The sequence below is a fragment of the Kitasatospora sp. NPDC048722 genome (assembly GCF_040650235.1).
Classification (GTDB): domain Bacteria; phylum Actinomycetota; class Actinomycetes; order Streptomycetales; family Streptomycetaceae; genus Kitasatospora.
The window spans coordinates 1-18521 of the sequence record NZ_JBEZGX010000102.1 but is presented as its reverse complement, the minus strand read 5'-3'; the positions used below and the strand labels follow the sequence as shown (position 1 = coordinate 18521).

At 71.1% G+C, this 18521-nt stretch carries 19 protein-coding genes and 2 pseudogenes; 10 read left to right on the top strand and 11 right to left on the bottom strand.

All coding sequences use genetic code 11. The annotated features are described in order from the left end of the window. Positions 1-96: 96 nt before the first annotated feature. Positions 97-572: pseudogene (locus AB0C76_RS39775) on the bottom strand (hemerythrin domain-containing protein). A 206-nt stretch (positions 573-778) separates the two neighbouring features. On the opposite strand from AB0C76_RS39775, the pseudogene AB0C76_RS39770 reads away from it, so the two are divergent. Both AB0C76_RS39770 and AB0C76_RS39765 read left to right on the top strand, forming a co-directional pair. Continuing rightward, positions 779-1369, top strand: a pseudogene (locus tag AB0C76_RS39770) (SDR family oxidoreductase); the annotation flags it as partial. A gap of 2 nt (positions 1370-1371) precedes the next feature. After that, the gene (locus tag AB0C76_RS39765; protein WP_359975158.1) at positions 1372-2151 is read left to right on the top strand and encodes a class I SAM-dependent methyltransferase; all 780 of its coding nucleotides are present in this window, start codon (positions 1372-1374) and stop codon (positions 2149-2151) included. On the opposite strand, the gene AB0C76_RS39760 is transcribed toward AB0C76_RS39765, so the two are convergent. From AB0C76_RS39760 to AB0C76_RS39735, 6 genes are all read right to left on the bottom strand, one after another. Then, on the bottom strand, positions 2090-3181 hold the full coding sequence (locus AB0C76_RS39760; RefSeq protein WP_359975155.1) for a beta-ketoacyl synthase N-terminal-like domain-containing protein: 1092 nt from the start codon (positions 3179-3181) through the stop codon (positions 2090-2092). The two genes, AB0C76_RS39765 and AB0C76_RS39760, sit on opposite strands and share 62 nt — an antisense overlap. Before the next feature lie 25 nt (positions 3182-3206). Beyond that, positions 3207-4424: a beta-ketoacyl-[acyl-carrier-protein] synthase family protein gene (locus AB0C76_RS39755; protein WP_359975152.1), complete on the bottom strand. Its 1218-nt coding sequence runs from the start codon at positions 4422-4424 to the stop codon at positions 3207-3209. After that, on the bottom strand, positions 4421-4714 hold the full coding sequence (locus tag AB0C76_RS39750; RefSeq protein WP_359975149.1) for an acyl carrier protein: 294 nt from the start codon (positions 4712-4714) through the stop codon (positions 4421-4423). Before AB0C76_RS39750 ends, AB0C76_RS39755 begins: the two co-directional genes overlap by 4 nt. A 118-nt stretch (positions 4715-4832) precedes the next feature. Next, positions 4833-5342 carry a hypothetical protein gene (locus AB0C76_RS39745; protein ID WP_359975146.1) on the bottom strand — a complete coding sequence of 170 codons (510 nt, stop codon included), beginning with the start codon at positions 5340-5342 and terminating at the stop codon, positions 4833-4835. 46 nt (positions 5343-5388) lie between these two features. Next, on the bottom strand, positions 5389-6555 hold the full coding sequence (locus tag AB0C76_RS39740) for a hypothetical protein (RefSeq protein ID WP_359975143.1): 1167 nt from the start codon (positions 6553-6555) through the stop codon (positions 5389-5391). Between the two features lie 255 nt (positions 6556-6810). Further along, positions 6811-7197, bottom strand: coding sequence for a hypothetical protein (locus AB0C76_RS39735; protein ID WP_359975140.1), 387 nt, complete (start codon positions 7195-7197; stop codon positions 6811-6813). A gap of 177 nt (positions 7198-7374) precedes the next feature. Here AB0C76_RS39735 and AB0C76_RS39730 point away from each other — a divergent pair, with 177 nt between their 5' ends. The 7 genes from AB0C76_RS39730 to AB0C76_RS39700 all read left to right on the top strand — a co-directional run bounded on the left by AB0C76_RS39730 (position 7375) and on the right by AB0C76_RS39700 (position 14745). Next, on the top strand, positions 7375-7707 hold the full coding sequence (locus tag AB0C76_RS39730) for a DoxX family protein (protein WP_359975137.1): 333 nt from the start codon (positions 7375-7377) through the stop codon (positions 7705-7707). Positions 7708-8339: 632 nt separating this feature from the next. Further along, on the top strand, positions 8340-9584 hold the full coding sequence (locus AB0C76_RS39725) for a hypothetical protein (RefSeq protein ID WP_359975134.1): 1245 nt from the start codon (positions 8340-8342) through the stop codon (positions 9582-9584). A 386-nt stretch (positions 9585-9970) separates the two neighbouring features. Continuing rightward, entirely contained in the window at positions 9971-11029 is a 1059-nt protein-coding gene (locus tag AB0C76_RS39720) for a hypothetical protein (protein WP_359975132.1), read from the top strand. A 111-nt stretch (positions 11030-11140) separates the two neighbouring features. Next, positions 11141-11650: a hypothetical protein gene (locus AB0C76_RS39715; protein WP_359975130.1), complete on the top strand. Its 510-nt coding sequence runs from the start codon at positions 11141-11143 to the stop codon at positions 11648-11650. 313 nt (positions 11651-11963) lie between these two features. Continuing rightward, a complete protein-coding gene (locus AB0C76_RS39710) occupies positions 11964-12305 on the top strand; it encodes a hypothetical protein (RefSeq protein ID WP_359975128.1) in 342 nt (113 codons plus the stop codon). A 228-nt stretch (positions 12306-12533) separates the two neighbouring features. After that, a complete protein-coding gene (locus AB0C76_RS39705) occupies positions 12534-13769 on the top strand; it encodes a SpoIIE family protein phosphatase (RefSeq protein WP_359975126.1) in 1236 nt (411 codons plus the stop codon). A 316-nt stretch (positions 13770-14085) separates the two neighbouring features. Then, positions 14086-14745 carry a hypothetical protein gene (locus AB0C76_RS39700; protein ID WP_359975124.1) on the top strand — a complete coding sequence of 220 codons (660 nt, stop codon included), beginning with the start codon at positions 14086-14088 and terminating at the stop codon, positions 14743-14745. Between the two features lie 95 nt (positions 14746-14840). On the opposite strand, the gene AB0C76_RS39695 is transcribed toward AB0C76_RS39700, so the two are convergent. Further along, the gene (locus AB0C76_RS39695) at positions 14841-15824 is read right to left on the bottom strand and encodes an MBL fold metallo-hydrolase (protein ID WP_359975122.1); all 984 of its coding nucleotides are present in this window, start codon (positions 15822-15824) and stop codon (positions 14841-14843) included. A gap of 279 nt (positions 15825-16103) precedes the next feature. Between AB0C76_RS39695 and AB0C76_RS39690 the strand changes: the two genes are divergently transcribed. Beyond that, positions 16104-16937, top strand: coding sequence for a helix-turn-helix transcriptional regulator (locus tag AB0C76_RS39690; RefSeq protein WP_359975120.1), 834 nt, complete (start codon positions 16104-16106; stop codon positions 16935-16937). 623 nt (positions 16938-17560) lie between these two features. Here the strand turns inward: AB0C76_RS39690 and AB0C76_RS39685 are convergent. From AB0C76_RS39685 to AB0C76_RS39675, 3 genes are all read right to left on the bottom strand, one after another. After that, complete coding sequence (locus tag AB0C76_RS39685) at positions 17561-17794, bottom strand: DUF6296 family protein (protein WP_359975118.1); 234 nt, start codon at positions 17792-17794, stop codon at positions 17561-17563. A gap of 6 nt (positions 17795-17800) precedes the next feature. Continuing rightward, a complete protein-coding gene (locus tag AB0C76_RS39680) occupies positions 17801-17947 on the bottom strand; it encodes a hypothetical protein (protein ID WP_359975116.1) in 147 nt (48 codons plus the stop codon). 235 nt (positions 17948-18182) lie between these two features. Beyond that, on the bottom strand, positions 18183-18521 hold a 339-nt coding region (locus tag AB0C76_RS39675; RefSeq protein ID WP_359975114.1), incomplete at its 5' end, for a MerR family transcriptional regulator.

The following is an 18521-nucleotide window of genomic DNA, read 5'->3' as shown; positions in this document are numbered from 1 at the left end:
TGCAGATGTCGCAATCCACACCGAGCCAGAAGGCCCTCACTCATTTCAAGATCACCCGACCGTGAACCGCGTCACCAACCTCCGTGGTCAGTACAGCTAGGCGGTGGCGCTGGGGACCTTGAGCGGGTCGCGGGTGGCGGCCCTCTTCGCCTCTTCCAGCTGTTCGCCGAGTTCGACCAGGCGGTTGCGGCCCGTGGCCTTGCGGACCTGGGGGAACCATTCCTTCTCCTCCTCCTCGACGTGATGGCGCACGTTCTCCATCAGCACGGTCATCTTCGCGTCGAACCGCTCGTCCTCTGGGTCCAGGCCGGCCAGCTCGGACAGCATCCACACCACCACGTGGTGCTCCTCGACGCTCTCCAGTACGTGATCGCCCGTGTCGGGGGCGGCTTCGCGCGCGGCCGGGTAGAAGACCTGCTCCTCGATGACGGCGTGCACGGTCAGCTCCTCGATCACCTGGTCGGCGATCCTGCGCTTCTCGGCGAAGGCCTTGTGTCGCTGGCCTTCTCGAATTGCTTGAACAGCTTCTCAACGGTCTTGTGGTCGTCCTTCAGCAGCACGATCGCGTCCACGCCGGGTTCCTCCTGTTTCGTACACGTTCGGGTCCGCAGCCCCTGGTACCCCGCTCGGCGCACCGCACGCCACCTCTGCCCGGCAACCACTCGCATGCGCCGGCGGCCGGGCACGCCCCGGACCGGCGCGCCAGACTCGCCTGGTGGACCACCCGCCGCCGCGCCCCGTGCTGTCCGACGCGGCTGACCCGAGGAGCCTGTCCGCCGTGAGTGACCAGCACACCCCGCAGGACCCCACCGCCCAGCACCCGAGCCCGTCGTTTCCCGAACAGTCCCAGCCGCACCCGGCAGCGGGGCGCAGATGCGTCCGGTACCGGACCACGGGGAGAGCAGCTACCGGCAGCGGCAGGCCGGCGGACCGGGTCGCCCTCATCACGGGCGCGGACTCCGGGATCGGCCGGGCCATCACTCTCGCCTTCGCACGAGAGGACGCGGACATCGCCTTCAGCCACCTGCCAGAAGAGCAGGCCGACGCCGAGGAGACCACTCGCCTGGTCACCGACGCCGGCCGCCGCACCCGGGCCGTGGCCGGGAACCTGCGCGAGGAGGGCTTCTGCACCGACATCAACACTGCGTCCGTGCAGACCTGCAAACCCAGCCCGCACTTGCTCGACTACGCGATGACCAAGGCCGCGATCGTCGCCTTGACCCAGGGCCTTGCCCTCCGGCTCGCCCCGGACGGCATCCGGGTCAACGCCGTCGTGCCCGGTCCGGTGTGGACTCCGCTGATCCCGGCCACCATGGACGAGGAGAAGGTCGCGCACTTCGGCGAGCAGTCTCCCCTCGGCCGGACCGCCTGATGGTCGATCAATGGTATTCGGACCGGTTCCTGGCGGGGTTCTACGATTCGTTCTGCGTCGGGCGGCAGGACTTTGACTTCTACCTGCCGCTGGTGATGTCCGCCGCGTCCGTGCTCGACGTGGGCTGCGGCACCGGTGCGCTCCTGCGTTCGGCCCGTCGCGACGGCCATACCGGGCGGTTGTGCGGGCTGGACCCGGCCGGCGCGATGCTGGAGCGCGCCCGTGAACAGACCGACGTCCACTGGGTGCTGGGTGACCTGTCCTCACCGCAGGCTGCCTGGGAACGCGAGTTCGACCTGGTGGTGATGACCGGTCACGCCTTCCAAGTACTGGTCGGCGACGACGAGTTGCGGGCGGCACTGGCCGCCATCCGTCGGGCCCTCAGCGACGAAGGCCGGTTCGTCTTCGACGTCCGGCACCCGGGCGTTCGCGAGTGGGAGGACTGGACGCCGCGCAACGTCGCACTGTTGACCGACCCGGCTGGGCACGTCGTGCGGTTCTGGCGGGAGGCAGAGCTGCCGGTGACGGGTGAAGTGGTGCGCTACCGGACGGTGTTCGCCGGGATCGACGGGGACGGGGTGCGGGCGGCCCCCGCTTCCGTGCGCTACCTCGCCCCCGGGCGGCTATCGGTGTTCCTGCGGGAGGCGGGACTGGCCGTCGCGGAGGAGTTCGGCGACTGGGGGGAAGGTCCGCTGACGGACCGCAGCGGGGAGATCATCACCGTTGCCGTGCGGCGACCGGACGGCGGCGCAGCACCGCACAGGCCACGGTCCCGATGACGTCGACGCTGGTGACGACAAGGATGGTGTCCGTCGTCGTAGGTGCGGGGGCGGCGAGGGCTGCGGCGAGTTGGAAGGCAGAGGTCGCGCAGGAGGTGTCCCCGATCGGCAGCGGTGCCACCCGGTGGCCGACTTCGGTGCCGAACAGCTCGTCCAGGACCTGTTGTTCGCGCCGGCCGTGTGCACCGACCGTGCGGGCGCCCAGCGCGGCCCACACCTGCCCGGGGCGGATCCAGCACTGGTCGAGGGCCTCGCGGATGCAGTCCGGGAGCCGGGCGGCCGGGTCGGATGCCGGACCGGTGTTGTGGACGACGCCCAGTACCTCGGTGACCGGCCCGCCGGCGGGCTGCGGGGCCGGGGGTTCGAGGAGGAACACCGCGCAGCCCTCGCCGAGGACGGGGCGGGTGTCGCCGGGCGGTTGCCGCCGGAGGTCCAGTATGGCCCGGGTGGGCGTGTACTCCTCGGTGGCGCCGACGATCACCCGGCCGGCGCGCCCGTTGGCCAGGAGACGCTGGGCGTGGCCGAGGGCGGCCAGGGCGCCGGTGCGGCCTGCGCAGATGGTGGTGTTGGGGCCGGTGAGCCGGTGCCAGATCGCGACCAGGCCGGCGGCGCAGTTGGGGACGCCGCTGGGGATGACGGCGGGGTTGACGTGGTACGGCTTGGCGGCCAGCAGGGAGCTGCGGGTGAAGTCCCGCATGGCCTGCGGGCTGCCGGTGGTGGCCAGGACGACGGCGGTCCCGGCCGGGTCGGTGTGGGGGCCGGGTCGGTCGGGCGGCAACTGCCGCAGGAGGTCGCCGACCGTGGCGACGGCGAGCGCGCTGACCCGGTCCATCGAGCGGGTGCCCGCTTTGCCGAGGACGGCGCGCGGTTCGAAGTCCGGCACCAGGTGGACCGTGTGGTCGGGCCGGGTCTCGCGATGGGCGGGCCCGTCCGGCGGCGGCGCGACAGTGTGGGCCGCAGTGCCTGTCCCCAGCGGTGACAGGGCGCTCCAGGCGGTGATGACCGGGGGTGGCGCGGACACGGGGCTCATGGACTCGCCTTCGTGCGGGATGGGGTCAGGAGGGGTAGCGGCCGAGGACGACCACGGCGTTGTTCCCGCCGAAGGCGAAGCCGTTGTTCTGCACGATGCGTAGGTCGGCCTCGACCGCGGTGTTGGGGACGCAGTCCACCGCGCAGTCCGGGTCGGTGTGGACGTGGTTGACGGTGGGCGGCACGAAACCGTGGGTGATGGCCAGGAGGGAGGCGATGGCGCCCAGCGCGCTGGCGGCGCCCATGGTGTGGCCGATCATGGACTTGATGCCGACGGCTGGGGGCGGGGCGCCGCCGTACACCTCGTTGAGCGCGCTGCTCTCCACGCTGTCGTTCGTCCGGGTGCCGGTGGCGTGCGCGCAGACGAGGTCGACGTCCCCGGTTTTGCAACCGGCGTCGTCCAGGGCCTGCCGCATGCAGCGAACGATGCCGGACTGCTGAGGCGTGAGTTGGTGGTAGGCGTCGCAGCTCAGGCCGTAACCGAGGACCTCGCCGTACACCCGGGCGCCGCGTGCCTGGGCGGCGGCCTCGCTCTCCAGTACGAGCACCCCCGCCCCCTCCCCGGTGACCAGGCCGAGCCTGTCGGCGTCGAAGGGCCGGCAGACCTCGGGGTCCAGCAGCCCGAGACGGTAGAAGCCGGTGAAGTTCCTCCGGCACAGGGCGTCGGCGCCCCCGCACAGGGCAAAGTCGGCCTCGCCGCGGCACAGTGCGTCGAAGCCGGCGCCGATGGCGTAGTTGCCGGCCGCGCAGGCGGTGCCGAACGTGGTGGCTTCCGCTCTGGTGAGGCCCAGTTCCCGGCAGACGGCCACCGACAGGGCCGAGGCGGGAACACGTGCCACCAGGCCCGGGTCGACGCCGTCCGGTCCGCCGACGATCTCCTCGGCAACGAGCAGGTCGAGTTCGTGGGAACCGCCGTCGGTGGTGCCGATGGCCACCAGCCCGCGCCGTTGGTTCAGTTCCCGATCGGTCAGCCCGGCGTCCTCGACGGCCATCCGGGCGGCGACGGCCGCGAACCGGGCGGCTCGGCCGACCGTCTCCGGGGCGATGCGGTGCAGCCGGGCAGCGGCGTCGAACGGCGGTACTTCGTAGGCGGTGGCATAGGCGAAGCCACTGGTGTCGAACAGGGTGACGGGGCGGGCCCCGCAGTGGCCGGCCCGCAGCGCGGTGGCGAAGTCGGCTGCGTCCAGAGCGATGCTGCACACCACGCCCAGTCCGGTGACCACGATCCGGTTCCGGTCGCTCATGCCGGGCTCGCCGAAGGCTCCTCGCTGGAGATCGCGGCTCGTGCGGCTTCCTTGGCGGCGACGGCGCGGGCCACGACCTCCCGCAGGGCCTTCAGATGGATCATGCGGGGCACCTCCTCCCGGGCGATGACGATATCGAGTTCGCATTCCAGTTCCGACTGGATCTGGATGATCATCATCGAGTCGGCGCCGTGGTCCTCGGCGAAGAGGCTGGTCTCGGTGAGGTCCCGCTCATCGGCCTCCAGCAGCCTCAGGACGATCTGCCGGATGTGGTCGGTGGTGGTACTCATGGGCGACTCCTGTCAGTTGGCTGCGACATGCGGTCGGGCACGATGGGCCGGTGTTCACAGGTCGGCCCTGCGCCGCGGCGCAGCGCAACGCCGGCCGACGGATCCCGGCCGACAGGGGTCAGGTGATCGGCTTGTTCCTGGTGACGTAGGCGGGCGTGTAGAGGGTGCCCGTCGTGCCGATCCAGCTGTAGGTGTCGTCGGCGGTGCTGTGGCGCAGGATCCGGGAGCGGACGTACCCCTGGTAGAGATAGGCCTCCTTGCCCGCCGGCACCTCGACGCTGTGGGTGTCCGTCACCGCTCTCGACCACTGCTGACTGAAGGTCAGTGTCAGCGTGAGCTTGAACGAGGCCTTGACGAATTCGATGGAGAACTCCGCCGCGACCTCGGTGGAGATGCTCTGGGTGGTGGTGAAGGAGAAACCGACCGTGACGGACTTGTCGTACTTCGCCGTCGCGTCCGAGGTGCGGTTGTCGATGTACGCAATGTTCTGGAGGTCCTGGCCGTAGAGGATCAGCGACAGCTGCTCGTCGGGCTTCTCCGAGAGCAGCAGTGCTCCCTGGTCGAAGGTGTCCTTGCTGGCCGGCGGGAAGCTGTCGAAGACCTTGATCTTCTTGGAAACCGGGGGCATGGCTTCGTCTCCTCTCTGCAGGGGGCGGATGGGGCCGGTGGGCGGTTCAGCTGACGGGCGGGCACTCCTTGTTGTCCGCCGGCCATTTCCCCTTCAGGGGGTTCTGCTCGTACCAGGTCTTGGCGTCCTGGCAGCAGGACTCACAACTCCCGGTGACGTACCTGTTGTCCAGGCAGAGGTTGCTGAACCCGATGGCGCCCGGGTACTGGATTCCCCGGGCGGTCATGGGGAGGGTCACGTCGTGAGTGTCCCCGCCGTACTTGTCCTTCTGCCTGTAGGCCTTCACGGTGAGGTTGTAGTGGAGGCTGACGATTCCCACACCGTCCGCCGTCTGGTCCTGGGCGTTGTAGTTCTGCGCCAGGTAGATGAAGCGGTCCTTCTCCATGACGTAATCGTCCCCGCTGGTCTGGGGCTCGATGTATGTGGTGATGAGCGCTTCCAGGTCCTTCTTGTCCACGGCCTTGGCGACCGTGGTCACCACGCCCTGGCAGGTGTTCTTGAAGAATTCGATGATCAGGTTCGAAGTCTTCATCTGTTTCTTGCCCGGGTCGAACTTGGTGGTGATCCCCGGGAACGGCAGCTGCTTGTCCTTGTACCTCTGCTTGATCTTTTCGAAATTCGCTGGGTACTGGATGTTCCCCAGCATCGTCATGTACGGGCCGGTGATCGCGCCCAATGGGTCCGGCGTCCACGTGGTGACGGCCAGGGGCTCCTGGTCCAGCTGCGCCAGCCGGGCCAGCAGCGACACCGCGGGCGACTCGAAGCTGGCGACCCAGTCGGCGATCCGTCCGCCCCGGCCACTGCCGGCGACCAGTTGTTCGATGAACGAGCGGGCCGACTTGTCGGGTGCGTTGAGCGCGCTGAACAGCTCCTGACCCGCCCGATCGTCGACGATCAGTTCCTCGACGAAGGCGCGCGTGCCGGCCCGCTTGCTCCCGAGGATCCACAACAGGTTCTGCACCTTCGGGTCCGCATCCGCCACGGCGTCCACCACCTCGTGAGCACCGTCGGTCAGGCCGGCAGACAGGACCTGCCGCACGTCGACGCCCAACTGGGCCGCCTCCTCGGAGAAACGGCCGATCCTCCCGGCGATCATGAAGGACTGGAGAGGTGACGGCGAAAGCACGGACCGCACGCTTTCGATGCCCTTCTCGAGGTTCTCGGGGCTGGTGTCCTCGCAGGTGAGGCCCACATTGTGCATGTCTTTGCGCATGCTCTGCGGCGTGACGCTCGTAGGATTCATCGAACTCTTGAGCTCGATGGGTTGTTTACTCGGGACTGCAGGCATCGCGGTTCCTTCCGCAAGGATGCGGCCCGCCGGGAATTCCCGGGTACACCGGCTACGCATTCACCTCATCAACGTGGGCGAACCATGCTGGCCAGGAGCGGGCCGTAAGTTCTTCGCCACCATCTTGACCCTGGCCAGCGACCCCCGGCAACCCTCCGCCCGGGGCGCCACCTGAATGCTTCAGCGCACCCGGATCGGGAGTCGCCGGCCGCCGGCCACCCTTTGCTTCCGGGGTATCAATTTGCTCCCGATCACGGCTACCACAAGCACCAGCCGGACATGTCGGTTCGTGCAGAATCCATTGGGGTGGAGGGACGCCGGATCAAACTGACCGGCATTTCCGCCGGCCGGCAGGCCAACCACCCGGTCGCCGTGGCGGGGCCGCCGGAAGCGGTGGGCGCGACGGCTCGGCGGTACGCCGAGCACCCCGATCGGTGGATGCGGGCCGCTGCCCATCTGGTGCTCGGCCGGATCGACTTGGGCGCGGGCGGGATCGGGCGCGCCGAGCGCTGTCTGCGGACCGCCGTGGACGGCTTCCGCGTCCTGGGTGACGGTGGGGCCGACCATGGCGTTGGTGACGCTGACCGCGCTGTTGTTCGTCCCCGGCGCGGCCGACGAGGCGCTCGCGGCGCTGAAGCGAGGCCGGGGAGCTGGACGCCGACCACCCGCTATGCGCTCGGCGAACTCGCGAGGCGCAAGGGGGAACTTGGAGGCGGCCCTGCGTCTGGACGCTGCGGATCCTGCTTGCGCTCCTCTTCCGCCCTGGCCAGCGCACTGCCCAAGCTGCTCGCGCTCCCCGCCGCCACCACCGTCTTCGACGCCATCGACTGGGGCCACTGGTTCATGCACCTGACCGGACTGGTGGAACTCGCCGGGGCCATCGGCCTGCTGGTCGGGCGGCTGACCGGACCGGCCGCGACGGCGCTCATCGTCCTCCTGGTGTTCGCGTTCCTCACCCAGCTCACCGCGATGCACGGGGAGAACGCCGGGACCCCGTTCCTCTTCATGGTGCCGCTGTCCGTCATCGCCTGGAGCCGGCGCGCCGAGACGGCCGGACTGCTCGGCCTGCGGCGGTGATCGGGTGCTCGCAGGATCCGCCGGCACGGGCAACGTGTCGCGGCGCACTGACCGGCGCTCCGGCGGGTCGCCCACTACGTCCCGGGAGACGCATGCGCCGCCCCGTGTGCGATGCGGGCGCGGCCGTCGGACGGCAGGACGACGAGGTACCGGTGGTCGGTGTCTCCGATGTGGGCCGGCGTGATGGAGGTGCCGACCGTTGCGAGTGCCTCGGCGGCCGGCCGGCCTCCTGCGAACGCATTCCCGAGAACGGTGGCGCGCTCCGCGCCGTCCGTGAACTCTCCACCCGGATAGCCTCTCCCGAGGCCTGGTCAGGTGCTGGGACGTTGCGCGGGACCGGGGCGCGGGACGGCACAGGGCTTGTGCCAGAAGGGAGTTCGACCCCTCGGCGTCGATCGGACCGACCGCCCCGGTCGCGGTGTCTCGGCGGCCCCCGGTCGAGTGAGGCATCGCCGGTCCCCTGGGAAGGCCGGGCGTGCGTCGGCCAAGTCCGCTGCGGATGTCGGCCGTTGGTGGCATGTGTGCACGCATTCGAGTGGGAGCGTGCTGGAGGCCCCTCAAGTTCGTTCCGGGCGGTGTCGAGAGAGGTTCGTGCAAGGCCACAAGCCATTGACCTTCGACAGGAGAATCGAATGCGAGGAAGACTTGCGGCGGGTGCGGCCACGGCGTGTCTGACCGTGCTGGTCTGTGCCGCGACCCCGGCGAGTGCCGCCGACTCCGATCAGCCGATCGACTCGCTGAGCGGCTCAGGCCTCACCCCTACCGCCAGTAGCCACGCCGGGTTCGTTCCGGCGCACCGCCATGACCCGGCAGCCGCCCGGAACCATGACGGCGACCCGACGTTCGTGCCGTGCGGCCCGAACGCCGGCGCGAACCTGCAGGCCGCGGTCACCGCCGCGGCTTCCGGCGACACGCTGCGCCTCGCCCAGGGGTGCGTGTACGGCATCGCCACCCCCGACCCGGCTTCCCCCGACAGCGCGCTGTACGTCGACAAGACCCTCACCATCCTCGGCAACGGCGCCACCATCGAGCGGTCCCCCTCCGCGAACAGCGACTTCCGCGTCTTCCGGATCGACGACCCCGGGAACCTGACGCTGAGGAACGCGACCGTGCGCGGCGGCCGCGCGACCTTCCCCACCACCGACGGCGACGGCGGAGGCCTCGAGGTCAATGGTTCGGGTGCCGCTCTGACCCTCGAGGGCACCAGGGTCACCGGCAACGTCGCCTACACCGGCGGCGGCGGCATCGGGAACTACGGCGGCACGCTCAAAGCCTTCGACAGCTCGCTCCGTGAGAACACCGTCAGCAACGGAGGGGCCGGCCTGGAGCAGGGCGAGGGAAGCGCGACCTTCGAGCGTAGCCAGATCACGCACAACACCGCCGACTCCTCGCTCTTCGGCTACTTCGCCGCCGGCGGCGGCGGCATCCGGATGATCGGAAGCGGCACCGCGACCCTCCTCGCCACCCCGGTCACCGCCAACCACGTGCTCCACAGCCTGACCTTCGGCGGCGGGATCGAGAACATCTACGGCACCGTGAGGCTGGACCGCAGCTCCGTTCAGTACAACACCGCCGACGGCGACTCCGCCCATGGTGGTGGTGTGAGCAACCTCCAGACCCTCGAGGTCAGGAACAGCCCCCTGAACAACAACACCGCCGCGGGCGCGTCCAGCGGCGGCTTCGGTGGCGGTCTGAGCAACTACGGCACCGCGACCTTCACCCGGAGCCCCGTCAACGACAACACCGCGAGCGGTCCGGGGGCCGCGGGCGGCGGCATCTACGTCTTCGGCGGCCAGGTGACGACCAACGGCCCGGTCCGGAACAACACCCCCGACAACTGCGACCCCGCCGGCGCCGTCGCCGGATGCACCAACTGACGTTCCTCCGTGCGCACCACGCGCCGCACCGCTCCCCGTCCCCCGGTTCGGATCAGGGGGCGGTGCGTTCCATGACGGGGCCCCGTGCCGTTGCGCGGGCCGGGCTCGGGTCCTGCCCGCCTGATCCCGTCGGACCGGCACGCGGCGTTGGACGCCCCGCCGGGCATGCCAGGTGAGATGGAGCGGATTGCGCCGGGGCAGTTCGGCGACTCACGGGATCGGGGTGTTCGCATCCGGTGGTGAGCCGCCCGGATGACAAAGTTCGTCGGCGGACTAACTCGCCCGTGGACCCGGGGAGGTCTTCGGGGGACGAGCCCCAGGTTTGGGGCCAAGTGATCTGGAGGGCGCCCGTGTTTGCGGTGAGACGAAGTATCGGTGTTGCCGTCATGGCCCTGTTCTTGGCGGCAGTCGCCCCGACTCCGGCGTTCGCCGCGGTGACCATGACCCAGGACGCCCTGAGCCCGACCAGCGCGCCCGCCGGTCTGCCCGTCACGGCGACGCTGAATGTCCACTCCTCGGCGTGCGCGACCGTCAGGTCGCTCGGTGTGGCCGTACGGGACGCCAAGGGAACCAATCTCGACTTCCCGGGATCGGTCGGCCCGGTGACGATCTGTCCGTCCGGGTACACGCTGACCACCGGGGCGCGTTCCTTCGCCGCCGGTACGTACAGCATGTTCGGCTTCTACCAGGATGCCGGCGGCTACCACAACTTCCCGGCCCAGACCCTGACCGTCGGCCAGGGGTCAGGCACCACGCCGGGGACCGGGCAGACACCCGTGTGGTCGGAGGAGTTCACGAATCCCATCGTCTACGGCAGTCGTTGGAGGGCGGACACCACCAGTGCCTTCCGCTACGGCAACCACAACCCCGACGACGACAAGCTCGACTGGCTGAACCCCGCCCAGGTGAGCTTCTCGGGCGGCATCGCGACGTTCACCGCCAAGCCGAGCACCCACACCCTGGAGAACGGCTTGCGGGCATGGGACACCGGCCTGCTGACCACCGAGGGCACCAGCGAGGGCTTCCGGATCAGGACGGGCGACTACGTCGAGACCCGCGTCAAGCTCCCCACCCAGACCGGCGCCTGGCCCGCCCTGTGGACCTGGCGGGCGGGCGACAACGAGATCGACACCTTCGAGCACCACGTCGACAACCCGAACCTGCTGGAACTGTCCGACCACATCAACCAGAACCAGCTGTACTGGAACAACGCCCAGGCCGTCGTCCCCGGCCAGTGGGTCACCATCGGTGTGTACTACGGCTCGGCCGGCCACGACTGGTACGTCAACGGCGTCAAGGTCTACCCCGACCACACGCCCTCCCCGCCCACCTTCAACGCCTACCTCATCCTCAACCTCTCCGTCGTCGCCGGGAAGTGGCACCCTGCGCCGACCAGCGGCAACCCGATCACCTTCTCCGTCGACTACGTGCGGGTCTACCGGTAGGCCCTGATGCGCCGGCAGATCCCGATGCCGGCCTCTCCCCCACCGGCCGGCGCGCTGTGCGCGCCGGCCACGAAACCGCTCCAGCCCGTCCGAGAAGGCGAGGAGGACACCATGTTCCGCACCACCCTGCCCGCGCGTGCCACGCTCGCCGTGGCAGCCACTCTTGTCGCCGCCGTGGCCACACCGGCGGCGGCCTCCCCGCGACCCCCGCACGCCGGCACCACACGCACCGCCCCTTCGCACTCCGACATCGTGATCGACCACATCGACTCCGAACCCGCGAGCGCCGGCGCCAGCACGACGGTCCACATCCTGCTCGCCAACCACGGACCCGAGCCGGCGGCATCACCCTTCACGGTGACCGTGGTCCTGCCCCCGACCACCGCCGTGGACGCCGTGCCCTTCCCGGACGCCTGCACGGTCGACTCCACGCTGACGAAAGTCACCTGCACCTTCCCCGCGGGACTGGGCGTCCTGCGCACGGCCGTCACCCTGGTGTCGGTCAGGATCCCCGCCGCCACCCCACCCGCCACCCAACTGACCGGCGGATCCGCCACCGTCACCAGCCCCGACAACGTCGACGGACCGCACGCGGTGGACTTCTCCGTCCAGACCACCTGAGGGCCCGAAGGCGGGCGGCCCCGTCCCCGACGGCACGGACCGCCCGCCGCCCCGGAGCACTGCTTGCCGGTTCCCGAGAAGATCCGGCCGAACAAGCACACAGTGACCGGCCCGGGACCGGGGTGCGCGTCCGTACCTCGTCTTGCGCCGCGGGGCGGGCGAACCGGTCCCGGGCCGGTCGGAGCACGGGTACAGGGCCCTATGGCCCCTGTGTGTCAGCCGTTTCGGTGCCCATGGTGGTGATGGAGGCGTTGCGCGTCTCCATCACCACCGGCGGTGACCGGAATCGGAACGACGAGAGGGAGGCGGCGCGATGGAGGCCGCATTCGTCATCACGTGGACCCAGCCGGTGCCCGGGCGCGAGCAGAAGTCGCTGGAGTACGCGGCGGAGGCGGGCGCGTTCTGGACCCAGAAGGCACGGGAGGGCAAGTGCAGCGAGCCGGAGATGTTCTTCGGGGAGACTGGCGTGGGCCTGTGGATGATCAAGGGTGACCACGACGTCCTGGCGGAGTTGATCGAGACCGAGGAGGTGCAGCTGCTGACGATGAAGGGCGTGCTGCTGTTGCGGGACTTCACCGCGAACCTCTACCGCACGGGCGAGGCTGCGGAGCAGTTCCTGGCCACCTTCGGCAAGGCGCTCCAGACCCTCGGCTGAGCAGGCGGTGGCCGTCGGGCCCGTCGTCGTGGAGGCGTGCACGGCGGGCCGGGGAAGGCGTTGTGCCTCGCTCATGGCAGGCCCAGGAGGCGGGACCTCCGGTGGTCCGGGAGGGGAGCCGGGCACGGGGGCCGAACAGCCACGGGCGGCAGCGGCCCCGTCCCGGGTTTCCGTGCCTATCGTGGAAGCACTCCTTGATCGGAGTCGGCGAGGGACGGCAGGTGCATTGTGGACGGACCCGTCATCGACTACCAGGCGGTCTTCCAGGCCCTGCCGGGCGCCGTCGCCCTGCTGACCACCGACCTGGTGTACGCGGACGTCAACGAGGCGTACCTGCTGCTGTCCGGACGTGCCCGCGAGCAGCTCGTCGGCCGCTACCTGTTCGACGTCTTTCCCGACAACCCCAACGACCCGGCGGCCACCGGCGTGCGCAACCTGCACGCCTCTCTCCGGCGCGTCGCCACCACTGGCGAGCGCGACACCATGGCCCTGCAGCGCTACGACGTCGAAGACCCCGCACGCACCGGCAGATGGCAGGAACGCTACTGGAGCCCGGTCAACACGCCCGTCCTCGCCCCGGACGGCACCGTGGCGCTGCTGCTGCACCGCGTCGAGGAGGTCACCGACCTCATCAAGGCCCGCGGTACCCGCGGCGGCGACAGCACCCGGGTCCTGGAGGCCGAGCTCTACACCCGCGCCCGGGAACTCCAGGACGTCAACGAGCGCCTGCGCCAGGCCCACGCCCGCGAACGCGAGGTCGCCCTCCACCTGCAGGAGGCCATGCTCCCCGCGCCCCGGCCGCTCGGCCACCACCGGGCCGCCGTGCGCTACCGGCCGGCAACCGGAGCCCTCAACGTCTGCGGCGACTGGTACGACCTCGCCGACCTGACCGGCACCGGCCACACCGCGGTCGCCGTCGCGGTCGGCGACGTCGTCGGCCACGGTCTCATCGCCGCCGGCGTCATGGGCCAACTGCGCAGCGCCCTGTCCGCCGCCTCCCGCGTCGCCACCGGCCCCGCCCAGGCCCTGGAGGTCCTCGGCCTGTACGCCCGCTCCGTGGACGGAGCGGAGAACACCACCGCAGCATCGGTCTTCGTGGACTGGACCGACCGCACGCTCACCTACAGCAGTGCCGGCCATCCGCCCCCCGCCCTGTGTCGACCCGACGGCACCGTCGCCTTCCTCGACCAGGCCACCGATCCCCCACTCGGCGCCCGCCCCGAACACGTCCCCCGCCCCCAGGCCCGAACCGCCTTCACCGAAGGCTCCGTCCTCGCCCTGTACACCGACGGCCTCATCGAACGCCGCCGCGAGGACATCGACACCGGCCTCGACCGGCTCGCCCGCTCCCTCGCCCGCCACCGCCACGCCGACCCCGACACCCTCGCCGACGCCCTCCTGACCGACCTCATCCCACCCGCGGGCCTCACCGACGACACCGCCCTCATCGTCCTGCGCCTGTGACCGCCGATTCCAGAGCCCGCATCCCGGCCCCACGGGAAGCGACCAACCACGTCCGGGGAATGCGCGACACCGGACAGTGTGGGCTTGCCGGTCCATCACATCGGCAGCGGTGCACTCCGCCCCGGTCGACCGGGTCCCCGCCCCCAGCGCCTTGCCGGCAGTCACGGGCGCGGGGCGGCGTGCAGCGCCGCCGGATGATCGTTCGAGTACGATCAACGGCGGCTCCGCTTACGGTCGGTTCGTAGGCGCCGGTCCACGGCGCCGGCCTCGGCAACCGGCTCGCGCACGCACGGCTGGTCCCGCACGACGAACGGCGGTGCAGGTGGATCTCCGTTCCCGGTCCGCGTCAGCATTGCGCGCAGCGCTCGCGCTGACGGCGACGGCCGTCGTGGTCGCCGGCTGCTCGAGCGGCGGTGGCAGTGACGCTTCCTCCGCAACAGGCACGCAGGCTTCTCCCGCACCGAGCACCGAGCCGCAGACCTCGGGCGGGCTCTCGCCGACGGCGGAGTCCTCGGGCTCCGGCACGCCGTCGACCGTGATCGCTTCTCCTGCCGGAGAGGTCTGGGAGTGGGCCCTCGGCAGGAACGTCTTCACCGACCCCCTCTTCCGGCCCTACCTCGACGACTTGACGGGTTCCGGGATCCATGAGTTCTCCCGGGGATGGGAGGCCACGGTCCACTCGGACGGCACAGTGGTCGCGGTGAACATCTACAACGACGAGGCGTCGATCGGTCTTGGCCAGTCCAGCACCAGTTACAGCGCGTACACCGGGCGCCTTCCCGGGGGGTTGCTGTGGTCCGACACGGCGGCCGAGGCGGGTCAGAAGCTCGGCGCTCCCGCCGCGACGGGTCTGGCGCCCGGCGGCAGCGAAGCGGACTGGACCGGCGTGGAGGGGCAGTACACCATCCACGTCTACTTCTCTCACGACGCGCTGCACAACATCATCATCAGCAGGTCCTCGAATTCGACGCCCTGACGAACACGTGGCTCGCCCTGGTGCGAACGGCGGCATCAGCCCCGCGGTCCGGATGGGCGGTGCCGCGAACGATCTCGGCAGTCCCGGAGGAGGCGTCAGTGCCGCGGGGCATCCGGTGCCGGGAGCGGGAGGAAGGGGCGGTTGAGGTGGGGGGTGGCCAGGACGGTGCCGGTGCGCCCGGCTTCGGCGAGGAGGGCTTCGCGGGTGCGGCGGGCCAGGGCGGGATCGGCCTCGAAGGCGTAGCGGGTCGCGGGGTCGGCGAGTTGGACGGCGTGGACCAGCACGTCGCCGGTGATCAGGAGCCGTTGTCCGCCCCCTTCGACCAGGAGGGACTGGTGGCCCGGTGTGTGGCCCGGCGTGCCGAACAGGGTGAGTCCTGCGCCGGCTCCCCTGGGCCCGGGAAGTCGGCACCGGCCGTCGACCTGGCGCAGCAGGCCGGCCCGGCGCAGCGGGTTCACGACGTACCGCAGCGCCGAGTCGCCCGCGGCGAGCCCCGCGACCTCCGTCTGCTGGACGACGTACTGCGCGTCGGGGAAGACCGGGACGCCGTCCGGGGTGACCGACCATCCGTAGTGGTCCTCGTGCAGGTGGCTGAGGACGACGGTGTCGACGTCCTGCGGCCGGATGCCGGCCGCCGTCAGGGCCTGCGGGAGCCGGCCGGGGACGGGCGCCCACTTCGAGGCCGGACTGCCCACCGGACCGATGCCGGTGTCGACCAGGGTGATCCGCCCGCCGGGTCCGCGGACGGCATAGCAGCGGAAGTCCAGTTCCCACGTGCCGTGCGGTCCGAAGGCGGACGGGTCGAGCTCCCGCGCGCGCTCCCAGGCTTCCGGCGTGGCGCCCGGGAAGGCGGCCGCGGCGGTGGCCGGAAAGGTGCCGTGGGCATCCAGCAGAGCGAGGACCCGGTACCGGCCGAACCGCCGTACCGCGGCCCGACTGGCCTGGACGGCGGGCGGCTCGGCGGGCGCGTCGGCCCGCGCGGACGTCCCGGTGAGCGGCCCCAGGGCGGCCGCGCCGACGGTGGCCGTGGCCACGCGCAGCAGGGTGCGGCGTGAGGCGGTTCCCGGATCGCGGGTCATCGGTGTTCCTCCAGGGGACGTGGTGGCGGCCGACGCCTCGACCCCCGTGCGGGGCGTCGGCGGGTTCCATGCTGGCGGGGAGGACGACGTGTCGGCTTGTACGTTCTTGCGCGTTCGGCCGCCAGCGTGCAAGCAGCCGGGACCAGTGATCGCCGTACGGGGCCACGCCGCATTGTCGGCAGGGCGTGCGGGGTGGCCGGACGCCGGCGACGCACGGAGAGCGACCCGGTGGTGTCCGGGCCTGTCCGCCCGCACGGGGGCGGACCTACGCTGGAGGGCATGCCGGTCGAACGCCTCTGCATGCTGCGCGATGACGACGTCTACACCGCGGAGGTCGACTGCCGTCATCCGCCTCGCGGATGGACGCAGGCCCGCCCGATGCAGGTGTTCGGCTTGGTGATGGTCCGCCGGGGCCTCTTCCTGGCACGGGCGGACGGCGTGGAACAGGTGTTGGACCCTCTCAGCGTCTACGTCGAACGCCCCGGCGGTGAACACCAGTTCGCACACCCGTGCGGCGGGGACTCCTACACCGAGATCGTGCTCTCGGAGCCGCGGCTCGTCGAACTGCTGGCCGGGGACCCGACCGTACCGCAGGGGCTGGTGTTCACCACGCCACGGATGACGGTGCGGCAGCGGATGCTGGCGGCGCGGGCGCGTGAGCGCGCGGACGCCTTCGAACTCACCGAGCTGACCCTGGAACTCGCCTCGGAGATCCTCTCCTCCCTGGTGCCGGAGCGGGTCGCCGCCGGCCTCCCCGCCCGGGTGTCGGCGCGCCGCCGGCTGGTGGACGCCGCCCGTGCCGCGCTGGCCGTGGACCTCGCATCGAGCCTGGACGATCTGGCCCGCAAGGTGGGGTGCTCCCCGCACCACCTCAGCCGGATCTTCCGGGAGACCACCGGCGAGGGCCTGGCCCGCTACCGCACCCGGCTGAAGGTCGCCCGGGCGCTCGACCGGATCAGCCAGGGCGACACGGGACTCGCTGCCCTGGCGGCGGAGTCGGGCTTCGCGGACCAGGCCCACATGACCAACGCCATGCGCCGGTCGGTCGGGCTGACCCCGGGCGCACTCCGGGCCCTGCTGGCCGCGGAGGCCGCGGGCGGCCGGGCGCACTGACCTGATCGGGCGGGCGATGGCGCAGGCGGGCACGGATACGCCTCCGGCCGAGGGGCAGAGAACGACGGCTGCCGGAGGGCGGTGCCCCGGCGACACCGCCCTTCCCCACCCGGCTCCACCGGCCCCCGCACGCGGCCCGAGGCCGCCCGGCAACGGGACCTGGACGGACCTCGGCAACGTGATCACCGGTGCCCCGGCCGTCACCGTCGACGGCGCGGGCTGCGAGGTCGTGCCGGCCCTCGGACGCGATGCCGCCCTGCACGTCAGCCGCCAGGCGACCGCGGGTACGGACAACGCCTTCGGTCGGGCCGTGGCAGCTCGCCGGGAACCGGCGGAAGGACCGACCTGGCGCAACCGCAGGGAAGGGGGCCGCGCGGAGTGCTCCGCGCGGCCCCCTTCGCGGCGCAGACCACCCGGACTCCCCGATGCCCCCTGCGCCACCGAACTCCCGGACCGCGGAGGCCGGATGAAACCGCCCCTGCCCCCGGAGCCAGGCTGTTCCCGGCAAGCAGGAACCACCCGGCTGAGCACGGGGGAAGCAATGCTCGGCGCCGAAGCCTGCATCACACCCGGCCGGGATTGCGTACAGGCCGACCGTGGGATGCAGGCGGTGCCCGGCCGGATCATCGGAGTGGTACGGCGTGCAGGCAGGTGTGCCGACCGGGGCCCGTCGCGGTGAACAGCGGGCGGGCCACCTCGCCGGTGATCGCGACCCGGAAGGTGCCGGCCTCGTCCTGGTAGACCGGTGCACCGTCGGCGGTCACCTCGCCGGTGGAGCGGACGATGACGACCTCGGGCGGGCCGTGCCGACCGGGCGGGCCGGGCATGGTCACCGCGTAGCGTGAGGGCCTGTCCATGACCGTTCACCCGCCCGCGCCGGCCACGGCGGCACCGACGCTGCCGAACAGGGTGAAGACCTCGTCGACGCCTGCGTGCTCCAGCGCCCGGCGCTGGTCCTGGTCGACCTCGCCTCCGAGGTGGCCGGCCTGGGCAACCCTGCCGGTTCTCATGGTCGTGATCCGCAGTGGCAATCCGGTGGCAACGGTGTTCCCGGCTCGCAAGCCGTGTCCGGCGGACATGGGGCGGCCCCCTTCCGGCGGGGGAGTCTTCTGGTGGTGAGCCTGCTCTGGCCGGGCGGTTTCGTCCAGAGCACCGCGTCGACGAAACGGACACCGAGCGCGCGACGGAGCCTGCAGAACCTGTCCATAGGCTCCGCCCGCGGCTGTGGCCGGGTTGCCGGTCCGGTCAGGTGTCCGTGGCGGGTTCCTGGCGGTGGTGGGTGCGGCGGAGTTGTTCGTTGATGCGAAGGGCTTCTTCGAGTTGGTCTTCGAGGATGATGATGCGGCAGGCGGCTTCGATGGGGGTGCCCTGGTTGACGAGGTCGCGGGCGCGCATGGCGATGCGCAGTTGGTAGCGCGAGTAGCGGCGGTGGCCGCCGTCGGAGCGCAGGGGGGTGATGAGGCGGTGTTCGCCGAGGGCTCGCAGGAAGCCGGGGGTGGTGCCGGTCATCTCGGCGGCGCGGCCCATGGTGTAGGCGGGGTAGTCGTCGTCGTCGAGTTTGTCGGGTGTGTCGGGGCTGGCCGT

What these genes read in the sequence shown, in the direction of transcription:
- AB0C76_RS39735 (WP_359975140.1), bottom strand. Translation starts at nt 7,197, where the DNA reads ATGGTCGGCCCCACCGTCACCCAGGACGCGGAAGCCGTCCACGGCGGT.
- AB0C76_RS39760 (WP_359975155.1), bottom strand. Translation starts at nt 3,181, where the DNA reads ATGAGCCCCGTGTCCGCGCCACCCCCGGTCATCACCGCCTGGAGCGCC.
- AB0C76_RS39685 (WP_359975118.1), bottom strand. Translation starts at nt 17,794, where the DNA reads ATGGACAGGCCCTCACGCTACGCGGTGACCATGCCCGGCCCGCCCGGT.
- AB0C76_RS39765 (WP_359975158.1), top strand. Translation starts at nt 1,372, where the DNA reads ATGGTCGATCAATGGTATTCGGACCGGTTCCTGGCGGGGTTCTACGAT.
- AB0C76_RS39715 (WP_359975130.1), top strand. Translation starts at nt 11,141, where the DNA reads ATGTTCCGCACCACCCTGCCCGCGCGTGCCACGCTCGCCGTGGCAGCC.
- AB0C76_RS39755 (WP_359975152.1), bottom strand. Translation starts at nt 4,424, where the DNA reads ATGAGCGACCGGAACCGGATCGTGGTCACCGGACTGGGCGTGGTGTGC.
- AB0C76_RS39695 (WP_359975122.1), bottom strand. Translation starts at nt 15,824, where the DNA reads ATGACCCGCGATCCGGGAACCGCCTCACGCCGCACCCTGCTGCGCGTG.
- AB0C76_RS39710 (WP_359975128.1), top strand. Translation starts at nt 11,964, where the DNA reads ATGGAGGCCGCATTCGTCATCACGTGGACCCAGCCGGTGCCCGGGCGC.
- AB0C76_RS39725 (WP_359975134.1), top strand. Translation starts at nt 8,340, where the DNA reads ATGCGAGGAAGACTTGCGGCGGGTGCGGCCACGGCGTGTCTGACCGTG.
- AB0C76_RS39740 (WP_359975143.1), bottom strand. Translation starts at nt 6,555, where the DNA reads ATGCGCAAAGACATGCACAATGTGGGCCTCACCTGCGAGGACACCAGC.
- AB0C76_RS39680 (WP_359975116.1), bottom strand. Translation starts at nt 17,947, where the DNA reads ATGAGAACCGGCAGGGTTGCCCAGGCCGGCCACCTCGGAGGCGAGGTC.
- AB0C76_RS39720 (WP_359975132.1), top strand. Translation starts at nt 9,971, where the DNA reads ATGGCCCTGTTCTTGGCGGCAGTCGCCCCGACTCCGGCGTTCGCCGCG.
- AB0C76_RS39750 (WP_359975149.1), bottom strand. Translation starts at nt 4,714, where the DNA reads ATGAGTACCACCACCGACCACATCCGGCAGATCGTCCTGAGGCTGCTG.
- AB0C76_RS39745 (WP_359975146.1), bottom strand. Translation starts at nt 5,342, where the DNA reads ATGCCCCCGGTTTCCAAGAAGATCAAGGTCTTCGACAGCTTCCCGCCG.
- AB0C76_RS39690 (WP_359975120.1), top strand. Translation starts at nt 16,104, where the DNA reads ATGCCGGTCGAACGCCTCTGCATGCTGCGCGATGACGACGTCTACACC.